Consider the following 21,439-nt stretch of genomic DNA (forward strand, 5'->3'; position numbering starts at 1 on the left):
CTCCCCCGGGATTGTCGGAGGCCATGGATGGCCGGAGATCAAGCGCTCAGGGATGAGCTTGAAGCGTATCCCGGGGGAGGGCCACATCCGGCCGATACTCCAAACCATCAGATCCGGTGGCGAATATGCCAGCAGCGGTGAATTCGCGCATTGCGCTGGAAATCCTTGTCGAGGGTATCCCGTGACACTTCCTCGATGGCGAACTCCTGCTCCAGCGCCTCATCCAGCTTGAAGCGCCGGAAGTTGTTGGAGAAAATCAGCAGCCCCTCCGACGTCAGCCGTTGCATCGCCTGACGCACCAGCTTGCCGTGGTCTTTCTGGATATCCAGCACTCCCGCCATGCGAGCCGAGTTGGAAAACGTGGGCGGGTCCATGAAAATCAGATCGAACCGCTGATCCGGTGTCGGCTTCGCCGCCAGCCAGGCCAGGCAATCCGCCTGTTCCACCTTGTGATGTCGGGCATCCACCCGGTTCAGCGCCAGATTGTCCTCGGCCCACTTCACATAGGTCTTCGACATATCCAGGCTCAGGGACCGGCTGGCGCCGCCCACCGCCGCATGGACCGTCGCCGCCCCGGTGTAACAGAACAGGTTCAGGAACCGCTTGCCGGAAGCCTGCTGCTGTATCCAGTGCCTCACAGGGCGGTGGTCAAGAAACAGTCCGGTATCCAGATAATCCTTGAGGTTCACCTTCAGCGCACAGCCATGCTCGTGCACATTGAAAAACTCACCGCTGGCCGCCTGCTTTTCATATTGCGACGTGCCGGTCTGCCGCTGGCGTTGCTTGCACACCATATCCTCACGTTCGATGCCGAGGGCTTCCGGAATGACCGCCAGCGCCTCCGCCAGCCGTTCACGCGCGGCACGCTCATCCACCGATTTGGGCGCTGCGTATTCCTGCACATGAACCATCCCATCGTACATATCGATCGCCAGGGCAAATTCGGGCATGTCCGCGTCGTACAGCCGGTAGCATTCTATGCCCTGCTTACGGGCCCACTGGCCAATGGACTTCATATTCTTTTTCAAGCGGTTGCGCAGCATCGCCGCCCGCTCTTCGTTGGCAACGCGGGGCTGCACCTCACCGGGTATGCCCGGCTCCCGGGGCGTCATGGCGCTGACGTCGTCCACCGAGAACAACAGCAACTGGGCCGGTAGCTTGGCGTTGAACAGGTTGTACTGTTTGTAGCTACGCAAACCGATGGATTTCCCGAACTCCGGCGCGCCGGTAAATACCCCCAGGCGCCAGCCCGGAACGGCCGCCTTCACAGCCTCACCCAGGGAACGATACAAGGTGCCCAGTTCTTTGCGCTCACTCAGACGCTCGCCATAAGGCGGATTGGTCAGCACCAGCCCCTGGGCCGCCCATTCGCCATCAAGCTCGAAAGTCTCAACGGCGCGGCATTCAACGTCCACCAGCCCATCCAGCCCCGCCCGCTGAATATTCTTCCAGGCGGTGGCAATCACACGGCTGTCCTGATCGTAGCCTGCAATACGCGGCAGCTTTCCCTGCTTGCCTTCGTGAGCACGGCGCTCGGCTTCCTGGCGCAGTTGCAGCCACAGCTCCGGCTGGTGGCCGGGCCAGGTTTCAAACCCGAAGCGGTCGGTGTTCCGGCCCGGAGCGATATCCAGCGCCATCAGGGCGGCTTCAATCGCCAATGTACCGGAGCCACACATCGGGTCGATAAAGTCACCGCCAGCCCCGGCAATCTCTGGCCAGCCCGCCCGCAACAGCAAAGCCGCTGCCAGGTTTTCCTTGAGCGGAGCAACGCCCTTATCGGTACGGTAACCGCGCATATGAAGGCTGTGCCCACTCAAATCCAGTCCCAGGGAGAGACGGCCACGATTTAATCGTGCGGAAATAGTGACATCCGGTGTTTTGGCATCCACCGAAGGACGCTGCCCGCTGCTCGAGCGCATGCGATCGACAATGCCGTCCTTGACCCGCTGGGCGCCGTACTGGGTGTTTCGGATCGCCTCGTTCTGCCCCAGGAACATCACCCGGAAGCTGCCATTGGCCGGAATGTGCTGCTGCCAGTCGAGATGCACCACGCCGTCATAGAGCTCATCGCCGCTAACGGCGTTGACCTCGTCGATGTGAAGGATGACGCGGTTGGCCAGCCGCGACCAGAGGCACGCCCGGTAGCCGCTTTCCAGGGGCCCTTCTGCCCATACGCCAGCCGGCGCATTCCGCACCGGTTCCATACCGAAGGTGCGAAGTTCATCCGCCAGAAGGTACTCGACACCCTTCGGGCAGGTTACGAAAAAGACAGAATCAGACAAGTTCTACTCCCGGGAATTTCGGTATTCAGCTAACTGCATGGAATGGTGCATTTTCTATGGGGCAATGCACCTTCGTTATGTCACATAACTATAAGAGAAGCTTCACATAGATGAAATAAATAGTGTACATCGGCGCGATGTTCGACTTACCTTGTAAGAGACGCGTCGTTCGGGAGAGCTTAACTGCTTCTCCGTTAACAGGATCCTGACTGCTCTGGCCGGAGCTGGCAATAGTGGGTTACCCCCGCCGGGTTACACTGACGGGAAACCGCATGCCAGGGCCACTGCAGAAGTGTACACGCTTGTTCTGTTAATCCATCAGTGAGGAACGGCATGAAAAGACAGAAAAGAGATATGTACGCTCGTGCATTCAAACGGGGTTATCTGGCCGGTGTGTCCGGTAAATCCAAAGACAGTTGCCCGTTAGAGCAGGCGGAAGTCCGCCAGGAATGGTTAAACGGGTGGCGAGAAGGCCGCACAGATCAATGGGAGGGCATGACCGGCGTATCCGGCATCCATAAACTCGCAAACGTCACCACCGCGTGACACATGAACCCCGATCTTTAATCTGATCTTTTAACACTTACAATTTGACGCAATACCCCAAATAACCCAAACGGGTCCTCCCGACCCGTACCATGCGAAGAAGCGCCACGGGGTTTATTCCCCGCAAGGGCCCGCTAAGCGGGCCCACCTTCGTTCTGGGCCCGCCATTTTTTATTCCACACTGAAAACCACGGGTTCACTGCAACCGCCGAATGGCCTCCACCGCTTCCCGGATCAGTGTCGGCCCCCGATAAATAAAGCCGGTATAGACCTGAACGAGTTTCGCTCCTGCCTCAATTTTCTCAGCCGCGCTCTCGCCGTCGGTAATGCCCCCCACACCGATGATGGGCAAATCCTCCCCCAGTTCCGCGTACAGGCCCCGAATCACCCTCAGGGACGGCTCACGCACCGGTGCACCACTCAACCCGCCGGCCTCATCCGCATGGGGATGCCCCTGGACCGCGTCGCGGCTGATGGTGGTGTTGGTGGCGATCACGCCATCCAGCCCCGAATTGCGTAACGCATCCGCCACAAAGCGAATGCCCTCGTCGTCCATATCCGGCGCAATCTTGACTGCAATGGGCACGTAGCGGGAGGTGTTGGCCGCGCACTTGCACTGCTCATCCTTGATGGCATCAAGCAGTCGCTTCAGGGAATCCCCGAATTGCAGGTCCCGCAACCCTGGTGTGTTCGGCGAGGAGACATTCACGGTGATGTAATCGGCCCGGGAATAGACAGCGGATATACCCTTGCGATAATCCGATTCGGACTCGTCGTTGGGGGTGTCCTTGTTCTTGCCGACATTAATCCCGAGGATCCCCCGGTACTGGCGCTGGTCGATCTTTTCCAGCATGTGGTCAAGGCCTTCGTTATTGAAGCCCATGCGATTAATGATGGCCTGATGTTCGGGCAACCGGAACATGCGCGGCTTCGGGTTGCCAGGCTGAGCCAGCGGCGTCACTGTGCCGACTTCGATGAATCCAAAGCCCAGGGCGCCCAGGGCATCCACATGGTCGGCGTTCTTGTCGAGGCCCGCAGCCAGCCCGACTGGATTGGGAAATTCCAGTCCCATAACATTCACCGGGCATGCATCAAATTTTGGTGACAATGCCTTCAACAGTCCGAACCGATTCGCCACATCCAATCCGGACAGCGCAAGGTTGTGAGCCTGCTCGGGAGGCAGCCGGAATAACAGGTTGCGAATAGCACCGTACATCGAAAGAAACTCCTCGTCTTTGGGTGACGCGGAGTATACCGGAAGTTTTCCACAGCATCTTCCAACTCACGGATATTCGCCGTAAATGCCTGTCACGTGGACGTCCTGTAAGCTTTTCCACGGTTTCTGTGGATAACCCTGTTGAAAAACGCGGGGCAACAGGTGCTATCCCTTGATAACTGCGCCAGCCTACGAATTGATCATTTTTTAACCAGTTAAATTGTTCTTTATTTTCAATAGGTTAAAGTTAATTTGCATTATGGGCCAGCCCATGGCTACAAAATGTCACGTTGTCATTATTTTGTCACCATGTGCATAAATCGCACAGAGGTACCGTTTTTCTACTTTTGCATGGAAAGTGCCCTGATACCGCTATAATGGCACCAGAACTTCCCGGAGATTGCCCCGAATGACCAAACATCAGAATACGTCTGTTTATCATTCTCCCGATCTGGATGCGGAACGACATGCCGCTTCACGCGTCACCGTCATCGGAATGATTCTGGATGCGGTGCTTGGTGTGATTAAAGTCATCGCAGGTGCTCTTTTTCATTCCCAGGCCCTGCTGGTCGATGGTATTCACTCGTTCAGTGATGTTGCTTCCGATCTCGTGGTACTCGGGGTTATGCGGGTCTCCCGCCAGGCTCCGGACCAGAACCATCCGTACGGGCACCAGCGCATCGAGACCATCGGCACCCTGGCCCTTGGCAGTATCCTGATCGCTGTCGGTGCTGTCCTCGCCTGGGACAATACTCTGCGGCTGATTGCAGGCGGTGCCGACCAGATACCTGAATGGCCAGTGCTGGTCGCCGCTGCCGCATCCGTCGCCAGCAAGGAGTGGATTTATCACTACACCCGTCGTGTGGGTCAGGCCATTCGATCCGACCTGATCATCGCCAATGCCTGGCACAGCCGCACCGACGCGTTTTCCTCAATCATTGTTCTGCTTTCCACCATTGGCGCCATGGCGGGATTTATCTGGCTGGATATTCTGGCGGCGGTGGTGATTGCCGGCATCGTTATTCATATCGGCTGGAAATTCACCTGGAATGCCGTCAAGGAGCTGGTCGACACCGGCTTGTCACCGGAAGACACGGAAATGTTGAAGAAGATTGCGCGGGAAACCGACGGGGTGCGCAATGTGCACGAACTGCGCAGCCGTCGGATGGGGCATGACATCCTGCTTGATATTCATCTTGTGGTACGCCCGGAAATCAGCGTCTCCGAAGGGCACCAGATCGGGATGCAGGTGGTTTCAGGTATGCGGGATTCCCTCGACAGCATCCGTGACATCAACTTCCACATTGATGCTGAAAACGACGAGGACGATGTCCCCACCTCGGAACGCCTTCCTTCCAGAGAGGAGATCCAAGACATCCTCACCAGCCACGTGGGAGAACTGCCTTCCCACACGCGCCTGCGCCTGCATTACCTGAAGAACAAGGTCTACCTGGAACTGTTCTTCGACCACCCAGGGCAGGAGCCGTCCCTGAAAATCCGCGAGATCACCGAAGAACTCTCCGACTACCCATGGTTTGGCAGCCTGCGCATCTGGTACGGCACCCATTAACGGCGCCGGTTGTGCTCCATTCGGGATAGGAACTCCTGCATAATCAGGGTATAGAGTTCCCCCCCCAGGAAACGGTCTTCAACCCCTGCATCTATGCTGGGGTTGTCGTTAACCTCAATCACCGCGACCCGGTTACCGGACTGTTTGATGTCGACGCCGTAGAGTCCGTTGCCGATTAACCGTGTGGCGTTCAGAGCGGCCTGAATGACGTTTCGCGGTACCTCATAGGTTGGCATGGTCTCGAACCCGCCGCTGTCCACTTCGGCACCACCATGCTGGTAGATCTGCCAGTGTCCTTTCACCATATAGTACTTGCAGGCGTAGATAGCCCGGCCGCCCAACACACCGATACGCCAGTCGTAATCGGTGTAGAGGTATTCCTGGGCCAATACCAGGGCCGACTGTTTGAAGAGTTCTTTCAGCCCCGCCTTCAGAGATTTCTCATCTTCCGCTTTGGTCACCCCCCGTGAAAAGGCCCCGTCGGGAATCTTGATCACCGCCGGAAACCCAAGCTCACGGATTACCTGTTCCGCACTGTCCTTTTGGTCTTTCGACAGAATCAGGGTTTTGGGGGTGGGCACCTTGTTGTTCTTGAGCAGATCCGCCAGGAATACCTTATTGGTGCAGCGCAGGATCGAAACCGGGTCGTCAATCACCACCATGCCCTCGGCTTCCGCCTTGCGAGCGAAACGATAGGTGTGGTGATCAATCGCCGTGGTTTCCCGGATGAACAGACCATCGTATTCCGGCAGCCGCATATATTCGCGACGGGTGATCTGCTCCACATTGATACCGAGCTTGCGCCCGGCTTTTTCGAAACGGCTGAGGGCCACCTTGTCGCTGGGGGGCATCTCTTCTTCCGAATTAACCAGCACGGCCAGGTCAAAGCGATAGCGTCGGCGGGTTCTGGGTTTGCGCCAGACCATGCTGCTGAACCGGTCAAAGGCGGCCGCGAAGATGTCCTGTTCCTTTTCACTCAGGTCTGCCGGTGCGGCCGGTTTCATGGATTCAATCTGCCAGGCCTTGCGACGTTTGAAGACGATCTCCAGGATCGGGCATGGAAAACGCTCGAACAGGGCGCGGGCCACCGGCTTCAGATCTGCGTGCTCCGCCTGGCCAAAGTAGGTGCGGATGCGCACTTCATGTGTGGCGTGGCGTTCGTCGCTGGCCGGATCAATCTCGGAACCAGCCGCCTCCAGCCAGTTAGTGACGCTGACATCCAGATCTTCCAGCTCCAGGGAAAACAGCCCCTTGCGACTCAGGTCGTTCAGGGTCATTACCGAAGGCACCACATGGTGACCGCGGGCTTCGGCCAGCAGCGAGCAGTAATAGCCCCGGCTCAGGTACTTCGCGCTCTGACACAGATTGATGACCCGCACCCGGCTGGAAGTCGGCGCGGAGAACTGGAGGTACTGATCAAAGGTGAGGACGTCCTCACTGGGATAGTATGGTGCCCAGTCTTTGGCGCGATCCACAACGATGAGCAAACGGGACATGGTATTCCTCCCTGAGGGTAAGGCCTGACAGAATTCCGGCAACAATACGCCCGCCCCCACACCCGCACAATCCTTTCAGGATGCGTGCTTTTACGCATGGTTGAGCTAGTGTTCCGTCTGGCAAATTCGTTAACCCACTGAGCCCCTGAAAGCCTTGAGAGCAAGGCGCGGTGGCGAAGGTTTGGTGGTTCCAAATCGAGCCGACGCAACACCGCTCTCAAGGCTTTCAGGGGCTCCCGAAGGGCGTGCCGCTGGTGCCTCTGGGCCTGTGTTGCCAGCCCTTGATGTGGAACCACCACACCTGCGGACTGGCGCCTTGACCAGAGGCACCAGTGGTACGCAGTGGGTTAACGAATTTGCCAGACGGAACACTATGCGCTTGTTGAACTCTCTACCATAATAGCCTGATACGGGAAGCACGCGAGCACACCCGGCCACGATGTACCAAGGCACCACGTTTATGTCCGATCCGATCCTCCGCCAAGCCACCAATGATGACCTGGATGCCTTGATGCAGCTGGAACACCGATGCTTTCGCGATGACCGACTCTCCCGGCGCAGTTTCCGGCGTTTCCTGGACATGCCCCGGGACCGGCTGATCATTGCCGAACTGGAAAACGAGCTGGTGGGCTACTGCCTGGTGCTGATGAGCGCCGCGACCCGACTTGCGCGCATCTATTCCATCGCCGTCTCCCCTGTCGCACGGGGCCGGGGTCTTGGTGAAAGGCTGGTACAGGAAGCCGAAAGGGAAGCCGTGGAAGCGGATCGCATTGTGATGCGCCTGGAAGTGCGGGAGGACAACGCCGCCGCCATCAATCTCTACAAGCGCCTGGGGTATCGTCAGTTCGGAACTTACCGGGACTACTACGAAGACCATGGCGATGCCCTGCGTTTCGAGCGTCGCATCCTGTTCTATGAGCCGTCCCGAGAGTTCCCGAAGGTGCCCTATTATCCACAAACCACGGAATTTTCCTGTGGTCCGGCGGCACTGATCATGGCGATGGCCACCCTGGATGATCATCAGCCGGTCACCACCCTTGAGGAACTGAAACTGTGGCGCGAGGCCACCACTATCTTCATGCTAGCCGGCCACGGCGGCTGTGGTCCCCACGGTCTGGCGCTGTCCGCCTGGAACCGGGGCTTTCACGCCAGCGCCTGGATCAGCAAGGAAGGGGCACTATTCAAGGACACCGTCAGGAATGACGACAAGAAACGGGTACTGGAACTGGTGCACGAGGGCTTTCTGTATGACATCGGCCAGACCGACATCCAGCTCCACCATGATCCGCTGACACTTGAGGGGCTGGAATCGGCTCTCCACGAAGGCCGCGTCCCGGTGATCCTGATCAGCACCTGGCAACTGAACCGCAGCCGCGTTCCCCACTGGGTCACCGTCTGCGCCATTGATGGCCAGTTCGTCTACATCCACGATCCGGAGATCGACGTCGAAGCCGGCGAAACCGTGGCGGACAAACAATACCTGCCCATTGATCGCCGGGTCTTTGACAAGATGTCCCGTTACGGCCGCAATCAGCCGTTACAGGCCGCGGTCATTGTTGGTCCGAAACGCTCAGCCTGACAGCTTACCCAGTCCGCAGGGCGGCTTCCTTCAGTTCGGAAATATCGTCCCGCAGGCGGGCGGCGGTCTCGAAATCCAGCTCCGAAGCGGCCTTGTACATCTCGTCTTCCAGGCGCGCCACTTCCTTGAGGACTTCCTGGGGCGACTTGTTCCCGGTTCTGGCGCGATACCGTTCGGCTTCTTCCGCCGCTTTCTCACCGGGCCGTTCGGCTTTGCGGCGCCCACGGCCACCGCCACCAGCACCTTCCATGATATCGGAAATTTTCTTGTTCAGACCCTGGGGCGTAATGCCCTGCTCCAGGTTGTGGGCTTCCTGCTTGGCACGCCGGCGCTCGGTCTCGTCTATCGCCCTCTGCATGGAGCCGGTGATCCGGTCACCATACAGAATGGCCTTGCCATGGATGTTCCGCGCGGCACGTCCGATGGTCTGGATCAGTGAACGCTCGGAACGCAGGAAGCCTTCCTTGTCCGCATCCAGAATGGACACCAGGGACACCTCCGGCATGTCCAGCCCTTCCCGCAGCAGGTTGATCCCCACCAGCACGTCAAATTCACCCCGCCGCAGGTCGCGGATGATTTCCACCCGCTCCACGGTGTCTATGTCCGAGTGCAGGTAGCGGACCCGGATATCGTGTTCCATCAGGAAGTCCGTCAGATCCTCCGCCATACGCTTGGTCAGGGTGGTGACCAGCACCCGCTCCTTGACCGCTGTGCGTGCGCGGATTTCCGATAGCAGATCGTCCACCTGGGTAGACGCCGGGCGAACCTCGATCTCCGGATCCAGCAACCCGGTCGGCCGCACCACCTGTTCAACCACCTGGCCCGCGTGTTCCGCCTCATAGTTGCCGGGCGTGGCGGAAACGAAGATCATCTGGGGTGCAATCCGCTCCCATTCATCAAACCGCATGGGCCGGTTATCGAGGGCCGATGGCAATCGGAAGCCGTACTCCACCAGGGTTTCCTTGCGGGACCGGTCGCCTTTGTACATGGCGCCGATCTGGGGGATGGTGACGTGGGATTCGTCCACCACCAGCAAGGCGTTGGGTGGCAGATAATCGAACAGCGTGGGCGGCGCCTCACCGGGACGACGGCCTGACAGGTAGCGGGAATAGTTCTCGATGCCGTTGCAGTACCCCAGCTCCATCATCATCTCGATGTCATAGCGGGTGCGCTCTTCCAGACGCTGGGCTTCCACCAGACGGTTGTTGTCCCGCATCTGCTGCAGCCGTTCGTCCAGTTCCACCTTGATGCGCTCAACGGCATCCAGCACGGTCTGTCTGGGCGTGACATAGTGGGATTTCGGATAGATCGTTACCCGCGGCACTCGCCGCAGTACTTCACCGGTGAGCGGATCGAAGTAACTGAGGTTTTCCACCTCGTCATCGAACAGCTCGATCCGGATGGCCTCCTTCTCGGATTCCGCCGGGAACACATCGATTACATCGCCCCTGACCCGGTAATTGGCACGGTGGAACTCAACGTCATTTCGGGTGTACTGCAGTTCGGCCAACCGGCGCAGGATATCGCGCTGATCAATCTGATCGCCCCGATCCATGTGCAGCATCATTTTCAGGTAGGACTGGGGGTCGCCCAGACCGTAAATTGACGACACAGTGGCGACAATGATGGCGTCCGGTCGCTCCAGCAGAGCTTTGGTAGCGGACAGACGCATCTGCTCGATGTGCTCGTTAATGGACGCGTCCTTCTCGATAAACGTGTCCGAGGACGGCACATAGGCTTCCGGCTGGTAATAGTCGTAGTAGGAAACAAAGTACTCAACGGCATTGTCCGGAAAGAATTCCCGGAACTCCCCATACAGCTGTGCCGCTAAGGTCTTGTTGTGAGCCATGATGATGGTAGGCCGCTGAACCTGCTGGATCACATTGGCGATGCTGAACGTCTTGCCCGAGCCGGTCACCCCCAGCAGCGTCTGGTGCGCCAGACCCGAGTGAATGCCATCCACCAGCCCCTCAATTGCCTTGGGCTGATCCCCGGCGGGCTGGAAAGGCGAATCGACCTTGAACGCACCGTCTTTCATGAGGGCGCCGGTTTCTGAAGTGGCCATAATCGGCAGACAACCTCCACTGAATGATTCGGATATTCTATAGCTGCATACTACAGAGAAATTTATCGTTGCGCTGGCTTCATGGTACCATCACTGCGATCGACGACCGCCCGCAAACCAACCAGAACAACTGGATGCCGGTGCGTCGCAGCTAACAGACGCAGCTTTAAGGAGCGCAAGTTTGGACCTTCAACTTTCCAGCCGAGTACAGGCAATCAAGCCCTCTCCCACCCTCGCGGTCACCAACAAGGCAGCTGAATTACGCGCTGCAGGCCAGGACATTATCGGCCTCGGAGCCGGCGAGCCGGACTTCGACACCCCTGAACACATCAAACAGGCAGCCATGGAGGCCATTAAAAACGGCCAGACCAAGTACACTGCCGTGGATGGTACGCCCGCGTTGAAGAAGGCGATCCTTGCGAAGTTCAAACGGGACAACGGCCTGGAATACGAAGCCAACCAGATCCTTGTAAGCAGTGGTGGCAAACAGAGCTTTTTCAACCTCGCCCTCGCCACACTGAATGCAGGTGACGAAGCCATTATCCCGGCACCCTACTGGGTGTCCTACCCGGACATGGTGCTGGTCGCCGAAGGCAAGCCGGTGATCATCGAAACCACCGCTGACACCCGCTTCAAGATCACGGCGGAACAGCTGGAAAGCGCCATCACCGAGCGTACCCGCCTGTTCGTGATCAACAGCCCGTCCAACCCCAGTGGTATGGCTTATACCCTGGAAGAGCTGCAGGCCATTGGCGAAGTACTGAAAAAGCACCCGCAGATCATGATCGCCACCGACGACATGTACGAGCCGATCCTGTGGACCGGCAAGCCGTTCTGCAACATCCTCAACGCCACACCGGAGCTGTACGACCGCACGTTTGTACTGAACGGCGTGTCCAAGGCCTACTCCATGACTGGCTGGCGTATCGGCTACGCCGCTGGTCCGGCGAAAATCATCGGCGCCATGAAGAAGATCCAGTCCCAGAGCACCTCCAACCCGGCGTCGATCTCCCAGGCCGCCGCACAGGCTGCCCTGGATGGCCCGCAGGATTGTGTCGGTGAGATGGTCACGGCGTTCAAGGAGCGCCACGACTGGCTGGTAGAGGCCCTGAACAAGCTGCCGGGCGTAGAGTGCCTGACTGGTGACGGAACTTTCTATGTGTTCCCGAGCTTCCAGGGCGCTATCGATGCCGACAACAGCGTGAGCACCGACGTTGAGTTCGCCGAGAAGCTGCTGACCGAAGCTGGCGTGGCCCTGGTTCCGGGCTCGGCGTTTGGCTCTCCGGGCCATATGCGCCTGAGCTTCGCGACCAGCATGGATAACCTGAAAAAGGCCATCGAACGGTTGCAAAAAGCCCTCGGCTAAAAAGTTTTTGCCAGGGGTTGACGGGGCGGTATAGCCACCTTAATATACGCGCCTCGTCACATGACGACGTTCCCCGATAGCTCAGTTGGTAGAGCAACGGACTGTTAATCCGTTTGTCGCTGGTTCGAGCCCAGCTCGGGGAGCCACTATTCCGAAAACCCGCTAATTCTCTGAGTTAGCGGGTTTTTTCGTTTTTGGCCCTGATGGTTTGTTTTCCTTCCGGGGTTGGTGATTGCTGTTCTGGTTCTGCCCTAGCCTTTTGGCTTGGCGGGAATGGCGCGGATGGAACCCCCTCCCAAAAACCGCTACAAGCACGTCCATGTGCGCTTCTCTCCGGCCATCCATGGCCTCCGAAATTTTTGGGAGGGGGTTCCATCCGCACCACTTTGACAATATTGCGATAGTCATCAACGTAGGTCGGATTAGGCGCAGCCGTAATCCGACAATTTTGATCGCATATTTGGTGTTAAACGTTCTGTCGGATTACGCTTCGCTAATCCGACCTACGTTTTCCTGGACTATATCTCTGAAGCTTAATTGGGGTGATGGGGCCTTTCTCCCAAAAATTTTGAGGGCCAAGGATGGCCCGAAAGAAGCGCACATGGATGTGCTCGTAGCGGTTTTTGGGAGAAAGGCCCCATCACCCCTGACACCAAGCCTCAAAGGCTAGGGCCGGACTAGAACGCTCGGCGCCGAGCTTAAGATTTAACGAAGGTCAGAGGGCCATGATCTCAGAATGAATAGCCTCCAAAGCCGCCAGAGGATCAGAGGCCTGGGTAATCGGACGCCCGATAACGAGGTAATCGGAACCGGCCTTGAGGGCATCTGAGGGCGCCATGATGCGTTGCTGGTCGCCTTTGGCTGCGGTCAGGGGGCGGATTCCCGGGGTGATCAGTTTGAAGTCGGCGCCCTGCTCGGCTTTCAGTTTGGGGGCTTCCTGGGCAGAGCAGACGACGCCGTCGAGGCCGCAGTTTTTGGTGAGGGTGGCCAGGCGGGAGACGTGGGCCTCCGGGCCTTCGGTGATGCCGATGCCGGCCAGGTCGTCGGCTGACATGCTGGTGAGCACGGTGACGGCGATCAGCAGCGGACGGTCCGCGCCGAAGGCTTCCAGGCGTTCGCGGCAGGCGACCATCATGTTTTCGCCGCCGGAGGCATGGACGTTCACCATCCACACGCCGAGATCAGCGGCAGCCGCTACCGCCGCAGAGGTGGTGTTGGGGATGTCGTGGAACTTGAGATCCAGGAACACCTCGAAACCACGATCCTGCAGGCCGCGTACCAGCGCCGGGCCGGAGCGGGTGAAGAGCTCCTTGCCGACTTTCAGGCGACACTTGGCCGGGTCCAGTTGATCGACCAGCGCCAGCGCCGGGTTTTCTGAAGGGAAATCGAGGGCAACGATGATCTTCGGGTCGTTATTGGTTTGCACGGTCAGGTCCTGCGGGTAATCGGGTTAAAAAGAACTATTCGGCTTCCACGCCCTGGATCGGGCGAACGGTTTCCCACTGCTTGCAGCTGGGGCACAGCCAGTGCAGCTGGCGGCCTGAGAAACCGCAGCTGACGCATCGGTAAACCGGACGGTTAGCCAGAATCAGGTGGCCAATACGGCTGACGAGGCGGCCTTCGTCGGTGGTCATGCCTTTCTCGTAGCCAGCCAGCTCCACCAGGCGCAACAACCCCCGGACACTGGGCCGAACCTCCAGTTCGAGGCGTAACAGGTCGATGGCAGCAGGCCGGCCGGACGCACGTTCCACCGATTCCACCAGCGCCAACAATAAACTGGTACTGGGCCAGCTCTCGTACAGCTTGCGAAGCTTTTTCACCAGGCGACCGATGTCGCCGTGTTCATGCTCCAGCTTCATCAGGCGATCGACCGCTTCGGAGCCAAACTCCGGGTTCTGATCAAACACCTTGAGGCTCTGGTTGGCGGCGTCCTTGAAACTGCCCTGGCGGACCTGCAGTTTCATGATAATAAACGTGGCACGAACGCAGGATCGGTCATGATCCAGCGCTTCTTTGGCCAGCTTCTGGGCACCCCAGCGATCGTCATTCTTGAAAGCGTCGTCCGCTAGCTCGCAGGTGATGTACGCCAGCATTTTGAGTACCGCCGGGTCGGTCTGGCCACTGGTCAGGGTTCTGGCAACCTGGGCGGCTTTCTCCCACTCTTTTTCCTGCTGGTAGAGCTCAATCAGTTGCAGCGCAGACTTGCGGCCGTATTCCCGGTCGCCCATCAGCTCGTGGAGTAAGGCTTCAGCCCGGTCCAGGAGACCAGCATTCAGGTAGTCCAGGGCCAGTTCAAAGGTGACCTGCGGGGAAAACCGGGGCGGAAGCTCCGGACGGGCAAGGAGGTTCTGGTGAATCAGGATGGCCCTGTCGGTTTCACCCTTGTGACGGAAATGTGCGCCAACGGAAAGGTGAAGACTGACCGTGTCGCGGTTAACCGCGAGGGACTGTACGAAATTCTCCACGGCCTGATCGGAGTAATTGGTAAACAGGAATTGGAGACGATCCCGCACCGATTCTTCATCGGAAATGGTTTTCTTTGAACGCCGCGAGGAACTGCCGAGGCGCCCAGCAAACCAACCGGCCGCGACAGCTATTGTCAGCAGCAGCCATTGAAGCACTATGTCCATTAAAGAGTCCGGTCGTTCTCGGCCCTGGATTTCTCCAATGCCTGCTCGGTACGAGCAAGTCGTTTCTGAAGGTTGCGACGGGAAACAGACGTTCGGAAAGTCGCCAGCATGGTAATCAGAACACCAATCAGCGCACCAATGACAAAGGACATGATAATCCAGACGGCAACACCATGGGGCTGGGTCTCAAACACCAGGAAGTTCAGGGAGACCGCCATCTGATTATTAAGGGAAAAGACCAGCGCCAGGAGGACCAGGAACAAAACCAACAGAATAATGAGAATTTTCTGCAATCCTGCCATCGATGTATCGCTCCCCAAAGGGTGTATGAACCCTGGCTCGTGTCGTTCCCGGAAAAAGGTGATCAGAAGCCTTTCTTCAAGCTGTCGTTAACCTGTTCGCGCAATTCCTTGCCTGGCTTGAAATGCGGCACGAACTTGGCGGGCAGTTGCACGGCCTCGCCGGTTTTCGGGTTCCGCCCGGTTCTCGCCGCACGATGGTGCAGTGAAAAGCTGCCAAACCCGCGAATCTCAATCCGCTGACCATTGGACAGCGACTGGGACATATGTTCAATAATGGTTTTTACGGCCAGTTCCACATCTTTCACGGAAAGCTGACTTTGCTTGGATGCTATCAGCTCAACCAGTTCGGACTTCGTCATTAGGCTCATCCCTCTTCTTTATTATTGGATAGCCGGTTACCAGCTCCATGACCCTAGTTTAGCCAAACCAGAAAAAAACACAAAAAAAACGGGCTCTTAGAGCCCGTTTTTTTCATACCAACCGGAAAACTTATTCCTTGTTGGCGTTTTGCTGCTGCATCTGCTCCTTGATGAGATCACCGATGGTGGTCGCACCAGAAGTTTCAGCGGTCTTGCTGCGCACGCTCTCAAGCGCCTGCTTATCGTCCTCAACGTCTTTGGACTTCACAGACAGGTTGATGATGCGGTTCTTGCGATCGATGCTGATGATCTTCGCTTCAACTTCTTCGCCTTCCTTCAGCGCGTTGCGGGCATCTTCTACCTTGTCGCGGCTGATTTCGGAAGCCTTCAGAACAGCTTCAACTTCGTCGTTCAGAGAGATAGTGGCAGCCTTGGCGTCAACGGCGGATACGGTGCCCTTAACGATGGAGCCCTTGTCGTTCAACTGAACAAACTCGGCGAACGGATCGCTTTCCAGCTGCTTGATGCCCAGGGAGATGCGCTCGCGCTCCGGGTCTACAGACAGGATAACGGTTTCAACTTCGTCGCCCTTCTTGTATTCACGAACGGCTTCTTCGCCAGTCTCGTTCCAGCTGATATCGGACAGGTGAACCAGACCATCGATGCCGCCGTCCAGGCCGATAAAGATACCAAAGTCAGTGATTGACTTGATCTTGCCGGAGATACGGTCGCCCTTGTTGAAGTTGCCGGAGAAATCTTCCCACGGGTTGGATACGCACTGCTTGATACCCAGGGAGATACGACGACGCTCTTCGTCGATATCCAGAATCATCACGCCCACTTCGTCGCCCACCTGGACAACCTTGGACGGATGGATGTTCTTGTTGGTCCAATCCATTTCGGATACGTGAACCAGACCTTCAACACCCTCTTCCAGCTCGGCAAAGCAGCCGTAGTCGGTCAGGTTGGTAACGCGTGCCGTGACCTTGCTGCCTTCCGGATAACGACCCTTGATATCAACCCAGGGATCTTCGCCCAGCTGCTTCAGGCCGAGGGATACACGGTTACGCTCACGGTCGAACTTCAGAACCTTGACGTTGATCTCGTCGCCCACATTCACGATTTCGCTCGGATGCTTGATGCGCTTCCAGGCCATGTCAGTGATGTGCAGCAGGCCGTCAACACCACCCAGATCCACGAACGCGCCGTAGTCGGTCAGGTTCTTGACGATACCCTTGATTTCCAGACCTTCGGTCAGGGTTTCGAGCAGAGCTTCACGCTCGGCGCTGTTTTCAGCTTCCAGAACGGCGCGGCGGGAAACAACCACGTTGTTACGCTTCTGGTCCAGCTTGATAACCTTGAATTCCAGCTCTTTGTTCTCCAGGTGCGCGGTGTCGCGAACCGGACGAACGTCTACCAGAGAACCTGGCAGGAAGGCGCGGATGCCGGCCAGATCGACGGTGAAACCACCCTTGACCTTGCCATTGATAACACCCTTGACCACTTCTTCAGCTTCGAAGGACTTCTCGAGTACCTTCCAGGCTTCAGCGCGCTTGGCCTTCTCGCGGGACAGACGAGTTTCACCGAAACCGTCTTCAACAGCGTCGAGAGCTACATCGACAACGTCGCCAATAGCAACTTCCAACTCGCCTTTTTCGTTCAGAAACTGGGAGGCGGGGATAACGCCTTCGGACTTCAGTCCGGCGTTAACGGTGACCCAGTCGTTGTCGACGTCAACTACGGTTCCCTGGACGATGGAACCCGGTTGCATGTCAATTTCTTTTAGGCTTTCTTCAAAAAGATCCGCAAAGCTCTCGCTCATTATGTGTCCTATATGATCAACGCAAGTGTGCTCCGTGCCACCAGCAACACGGTCTGTTAATAAGTTCCGGAGGCAACCTGTGGCTGGCAGATAACGCTACATCCGGCATTTCAACGACAAAAAGGTGTAGTCAGGCCTGGCCTGCTGCGGCCATACACCTGTCCAACACCTCTTCTATACTCAACCCCGTAGAATCAATGACTTGCGCATCATCCGCGGGCTTGAGAGGGGCTGCGGAACGGTTCATATCCCGTTCATCACGAACCCGTATCTCCTCTAAAAGGGCGTCAATATTAACATCGACACCTGCGTCCTTCAACTGGCTGTAGCGCCTTCTCGCACGTTCCTCGGCACTGGCCGTCAGGAAAATCTTGACCGGGGCATCCGGAAAAACCACGGTGCCCATGTCTCGGCCATCGGCCACCAGGCCGGGAGCCTGCCGGAAGTCCCGCTGCCGCTGCAACAGGGCATCACGAACCGGCTGAATCACTGCCACCCGGGAGGCGTTATCGCCAGTGGCTTCCGTACGTATATCTGCGGTCACGTCTTTACCAGCCAGGATCACCTTGACCGGCTCCCCCGCATCCGTTGGCTCAAAGGCCACATCCAGACTTGCGGCCACCTCCACCAGACCCGCTTCGTTGTCCAGGGCAACACCCTGACGCACGGCGGCCAGAGCCGTCAGGCGATAAAGCGCACCGCTGTCCAACAGGTGCCAGCCCAGCTTGCGGGCGAGCATCTGGGTAACCGTACCCTTGCCGGACCCTCCCGGGCCGTCAATGGTGATGACCGGAGCCTTGGTGCTGGACATCACTCCCCTCCTTCGGTGGCAATCCGGATGCCGGTATCACAGGCAAGTTCCACAAATCCCGGGAATGAAGTCGCCACATTGGCGCAATCCGTCACCTCAATGTCTCCGGTTGCCCGCAGCGATGCCACGGCAAAAGACATGGCAATGCGGTGATCTCCGTGGCTATCGACCTTGCCACCACCGATCGGCTGACCGCCGTCGATGACAATGCCATCAGGCGTCACCGTGGTTTCAACGCCAAGTGTGGCCAGACCATCCGCCATCACCTGAATCCGGTCACTCTCCTTCACCCGGAGCTCTTCCGCACCCCGCAACACCGTGCGACCTTCAGCACAGGCGGCGGCAATGAACAGCACCGGGAACTCATCAATGGCCAGAGGCACCTGATCTTCAGGAATATCAATACCCTTGAGCTGGGCGGAACGCACCTTCAGATCCGCGACCGGCTCACCACCGATTTCACGCTCTTCCAGCACTTCGATATCCGCACCCATCTTCTGCAGGATATTGATCACCCCGACCCGGGTCGGATTCATACCGACGTGCCGTAACGTCAGCTCGGAATCCGGGGCAATACTGGCCGCCACCAGGAAAAACGCCGCAGAGGAAATATCCGCAGGTACGTCAATGGCGGTAGCTGTCAGCGTGCCGCCACCGGTGACACTGGCGGTAGCGCCGTCCCGGTGCACATGGTAGCCAAACCCGGCCAGCATACGTTCGGTGTGATCCCGGGTGGGCGCCGGCTCGGTTACCGACGTCACGCCTTCGGCGTACAGACCCGCCAGCAACAGGCAGGATTTTACCTGGGCTGAGGCCACCGGCATTTCGTAATGGATGCCGGTCAGAGGCTGGCCACCACGGATCTTCAGTGGCGGACGACCGCCCTCGGCGGTATCAATCACCGCCCCCATCGCTCGAAGGGGATCGGCAACGCGTCCCATCGGGCGCTTGGACAGACTGCTGTCGCCGGTCAGCTCGGAATCAAAGGGTTGCGCGGCCAGCAAGCCTGCGAACAGGCGCATGGCGGTGCCGGAATTCCCCAGGTACAGCGGACCACGGGGTGCCTGCAAGCCATTTACGCCAACGCCGTGGATGCGCACGAAACCGTCATCCGGCCCTTCGATGGTGACGCCCATATCGCGGAACGCCTGCAGGGTCGCGAGACTGTCCTCCCCCTCCAGGAATCCCTTTACTTCGGTGATGCCATCAGCCAGCGCACCCAGCATGATGGAACGGTGGGAAATGGATTTGTCCCCCGGCACCCGGATATCGCCGGCAATACTGCCACCGGGCTGAAGACGGAACGTTACCTGTTTCTGACTGTTGTTTGTCACGTAAGCCTGTCCTGAAAGCATTTTCGAAAAATGTTCCCGCGCCGCCTTGGCGCGACTGAACACCCTGAGCATGGTCGCTCCGTCCCCACTGGCAATGGCGGTACGAAGCTGGTCAAGATCGTGTGTGAAATGATCAACGACCCGTAACACGGCATCCCGGTTGGAGAGAAAGATGTCATGCCACATCACCGGATCACTGGCGGCAATCCGGGTAAAGTCGCGGAAACCACCCGCTGCGTAACGGAAAATATCGAGATTCTCATCCTCACCGGCCAGCGTGTCCACCAGTGAAAATGCAATAAGATGCGGCAGATGACTGGTCGCCGCCAGCACTTCATCATGATACGCCACGGACATGGTCAGGACCGTAGCGCCACAACCTTCCCACAGCGCTTTCAACCGCGCCAGATCCCCGGCATTGACGTTATCCGGCGGGGTAAGGATGACCTTGTGATTGGCGAACATTTCGGAATTTGCTGCCCGGATTCCGCTCTTTTCGGACCCCGCGATTGGGTGACCGGGAATAACGCGGCGAGAGAGGTCACCGAAAACCGCCCGTACATCCTCAACAAAACTGGTCTTGGTGCTGCCCACGTCGGTAAGAATCGCGTCAGCGGGCAAATGGGATTTCAATTCTTCCAGAACCGTACGGGTTGCGCGAACCGGCACGGCAAGGATGACCAGCTCACAGCCGGCAACTGCTTCGGCAATGGTTCCGGCGGCCTGGTCAATGACGCCCAGCTCCACCCCCAGCGACAGTTCGTCTTCCCGCTTGTCGGTACCAATGACGGTTTTGGCCAGACCGTTCTCACGAATGGCTTTCGCCAGTGAGCCGCCAATCAACCCCAGACCGATAACGGCAACCCGACTGAACAGTGGCTTGGTCGTCGCCACGTTACGCCCCCTGCCCCGGCTGACCGAGCGCATTGGCCAGGGCCGTTAACAACTTTGCGTTTTCCCGCTCAAGACCGATGGACACCCGCAGGTGCCGGGGCATGCCATAACCGGCGACCGGGCGCACAATCACGCCCTGCTCCAGCAACGACTGGTAAATGCCCATGGCGTTATCGCCGACATCCACCGCGATGAAGTTACCCGCGGACGGAATAAATGACAGCCCAAGCTCGCGGAAACCGGCCTCCAGCTGCGCCATGCCGCTGGCATTCACTTCGCGGGAGCGCTGCAGGTATGCTTCATCATCAAGTACCGCCGTGGCCGCGGCCAACGCAATAGTGTCCACATTAAAGGGCTGACGTACCCGGTTCAGGACATCCGCAATCTCGGGAGAACTGATACTGTAACCTACCCGCAACGCCGCCAGCCCCCATGCTTTGGAGAAAGTGCGGCAAACGATCAGGTTCGGGAACCGGGACAGCAACTCGACACCGTCAGCGTAGCCTTCGCCCTGCAGGTACTCGCAGTAGGCCTCATCCAGCACCACCAGGACCCGCTCGGGGATCGTCTCCAGAAACGCCAGGATGGCCTCGGCGTTATGCACCGTGCCCGTCGGGTTGTTGGGGTTGGCCACAAATACCAGCTTGGTGCGGTCAGTGACTGCCGCCGCCATGGCTTCCAGATCGTGGCCCCAATCCTTCGCAGGAACAGACACACCTTTGGCGCCAATCGCCTGGGTTACCAGCGGATAAACCGCAAACGCGTACTCGGAGAAAATCACCTCCGATTCCGCATCCGCAAAGCAGCGGGCAATCACTTCCAGTACATCATTGGAGCCATTGCCCAGGGTAATCTGCGACATGTTGACGCCGAAACGGGCCGCCAGTGCCTGCTTGAGATCAAAGCCGTTACCGTCGGGGTAAAGGCACAATTCGCTGAGTGCGTCCCGGGCTGCGGCCAGCGCTTTTTCACTGGGCCCCAGGGGATTCTCGTTACTGGCCAGCTTGATGATATCGGCGGGATCCAGACTCAGCTCGCGGGCCAGCTCATCGATGGGCTTGCCGGGCTGGTAGGGAGACAATGCCTGCACCCCTGCCACCGCCAGACTTTGGTAATCAATCGACATCACACCTTCCTCAACGCCTGTCCGAATCGTTTTGCTGCCAG

General features: G+C 58.1%; 16 protein-coding genes and 1 tRNA gene. 5 read left to right on the plus strand and 12 right to left on the minus strand.

All coding sequences use genetic code 11. The annotated features are described in order from the left end of the window. Window positions 1-107: 107 nt before the first annotated feature. Complete coding sequence (rlmKL, locus tag ACJO5Y_RS04880; protein WP_406985304.1) at window positions 108-2,282, minus strand: bifunctional 23S rRNA (guanine(2069)-N(7))-methyltransferase RlmK/23S rRNA (guanine(2445)-N(2))-methyltransferase RlmL; 2,175 nt, start codon at window positions 2,280-2,282, stop codon at window positions 108-110. A gap of 333 nt (window positions 2,283-2,615) precedes the next feature. On the opposite strand from rlmKL, the gene rmf reads away from it, so the two are divergent. Next, window positions 2,616-2,828: a ribosome modulation factor gene (rmf, locus tag ACJO5Y_RS04885; protein WP_099619549.1), complete on the plus strand. Its 213-nt coding sequence runs from the start codon at window positions 2,616-2,618 to the stop codon at window positions 2,826-2,828. Between the two features lie 196 nt (window positions 2,829-3,024). On the opposite strand, the gene ACJO5Y_RS04890 is transcribed toward rmf, so the two are convergent. Further along, window positions 3,025-4,044 carry a quinone-dependent dihydroorotate dehydrogenase gene (locus tag ACJO5Y_RS04890; RefSeq protein WP_406985305.1) on the minus strand — a complete coding sequence of 340 codons (1,020 nt, stop codon included), beginning with the start codon at window positions 4,042-4,044 and terminating at the stop codon, window positions 3,025-3,027. Window positions 4,045-4,453: 409 nt separating this feature from the next. On the opposite strand from ACJO5Y_RS04890, the gene ACJO5Y_RS04895 reads away from it, so the two are divergent. Beyond that, a complete protein-coding gene (locus tag ACJO5Y_RS04895; protein WP_406985306.1) occupies window positions 4,454-5,614 on the plus strand; it encodes a cation diffusion facilitator family transporter in 1,161 nt (386 codons plus the stop codon). Here the strand turns inward: ACJO5Y_RS04895 and ACJO5Y_RS04900 are convergent. Beyond that, entirely contained in the window at window positions 5,611-7,110 is a 1,500-nt protein-coding gene (locus ACJO5Y_RS04900; protein ID WP_406985307.1) for a RimK family ATP-grasp domain-containing protein, read from the minus strand. The genes ACJO5Y_RS04895 and ACJO5Y_RS04900 overlap by 4 nt on opposite strands. Window positions 7,111-7,570: 460 nt before the next feature. Between ACJO5Y_RS04900 and rimI the strand changes: the two genes are divergently transcribed. Continuing rightward, on the plus strand, window positions 7,571-8,689 hold the full coding sequence (gene rimI / locus ACJO5Y_RS04905) for a ribosomal protein S18-alanine N-acetyltransferase (protein ID WP_406985308.1): 1,119 nt from the start codon (window positions 7,571-7,573) through the stop codon (window positions 8,687-8,689). A gap of 4 nt (window positions 8,690-8,693) precedes the next feature. On the opposite strand, the gene uvrB is transcribed toward rimI, so the two are convergent. Further along, on the minus strand, window positions 8,694-10,727 hold the full coding sequence (uvrB, locus tag ACJO5Y_RS04910; RefSeq protein ID WP_406985336.1) for an excinuclease ABC subunit UvrB: 2,034 nt from the start codon (window positions 10,725-10,727) through the stop codon (window positions 8,694-8,696). Window positions 10,728-10,935: 208 nt separating this feature from the next. On the opposite strand from uvrB, the gene ACJO5Y_RS04915 reads away from it, so the two are divergent. Both ACJO5Y_RS04915 and ACJO5Y_RS04920 read left to right on the plus strand, forming a co-directional pair. Then, window positions 10,936-12,120, plus strand: coding sequence for a pyridoxal phosphate-dependent aminotransferase (locus ACJO5Y_RS04915; RefSeq protein WP_406985309.1), 1,185 nt, complete (start codon window positions 10,936-10,938; stop codon window positions 12,118-12,120). 70 nt (window positions 12,121-12,190) lie between these two features. After that, window positions 12,191-12,266: transfer RNA gene (locus ACJO5Y_RS04920), tRNA-Asn, on the plus strand. Window positions 12,267-12,835: 569 nt separating this feature from the next. On the opposite strand, the gene pyrF is transcribed toward ACJO5Y_RS04920, so the two are convergent. The 8 genes from pyrF to hisC all read right to left on the minus strand — a co-directional run bounded on the left by pyrF (window position 12,836) and on the right by hisC (window position 21,398). After that, window positions 12,836-13,552, minus strand: a complete 717-nt coding sequence (pyrF, locus tag ACJO5Y_RS04925) for an orotidine-5'-phosphate decarboxylase (RefSeq protein ID WP_406985337.1) — start codon at window positions 13,550-13,552, stop codon at window positions 12,836-12,838. Between the two features lie 28 nt (window positions 13,553-13,580). After that, window positions 13,581-14,750, minus strand: a complete 1,170-nt coding sequence (gene lapB / locus ACJO5Y_RS04930) for a lipopolysaccharide assembly protein LapB (protein WP_406985310.1) — start codon at window positions 14,748-14,750, stop codon at window positions 13,581-13,583. After that, window positions 14,750-15,052 (minus strand): LapA family protein, encoded by a 303-nt coding sequence (locus ACJO5Y_RS04935; RefSeq protein ID WP_406985311.1) that lies wholly within the window; start codon window positions 15,050-15,052, stop codon window positions 14,750-14,752. The genes lapB and ACJO5Y_RS04935 overlap by 1 nt, the downstream gene beginning before the upstream one ends. Before the next feature lie 62 nt (window positions 15,053-15,114). Then, entirely contained in the window at window positions 15,115-15,411 is a 297-nt protein-coding gene (locus tag ACJO5Y_RS04940) for an integration host factor subunit beta (RefSeq protein ID WP_406985312.1), read from the minus strand. A gap of 130 nt (window positions 15,412-15,541) precedes the next feature. Further along, the gene (gene rpsA / locus ACJO5Y_RS04945; RefSeq protein WP_406985313.1) at window positions 15,542-17,233 is read right to left on the minus strand and encodes a 30S ribosomal protein S1; all 1,692 of its coding nucleotides are present in this window, start codon (window positions 17,231-17,233) and stop codon (window positions 15,542-15,544) included. Between the two features lie 130 nt (window positions 17,234-17,363). Next, entirely contained in the window at window positions 17,364-18,044 is a 681-nt protein-coding gene (cmk, locus tag ACJO5Y_RS04950) for a (d)CMP kinase (protein ID WP_406985314.1), read from the minus strand. Beyond that, window positions 18,044-20,305 (minus strand): bifunctional prephenate dehydrogenase/3-phosphoshikimate 1-carboxyvinyltransferase, encoded by a 2,262-nt coding sequence (locus ACJO5Y_RS04955; protein WP_406985315.1) that lies wholly within the window; start codon window positions 20,303-20,305, stop codon window positions 18,044-18,046. Before ACJO5Y_RS04955 ends, cmk begins: the two co-directional genes overlap by 1 nt. Beyond that, the gene (gene hisC, locus ACJO5Y_RS04960) at window positions 20,274-21,398 is read right to left on the minus strand and encodes a histidinol-phosphate transaminase (protein WP_406985316.1); all 1,125 of its coding nucleotides are present in this window, start codon (window positions 21,396-21,398) and stop codon (window positions 20,274-20,276) included. The genes ACJO5Y_RS04955 and hisC overlap by 32 nt, the downstream gene beginning before the upstream one ends. Window positions 21,399-21,439: the final 41 nt, after the last annotated feature.

This window comes from Marinobacter alkalisoli (assembly GCF_045449855.1).
Taxonomy (GTDB): Bacteria; Pseudomonadota; Gammaproteobacteria; order Pseudomonadales; family Oleiphilaceae; genus Marinobacter.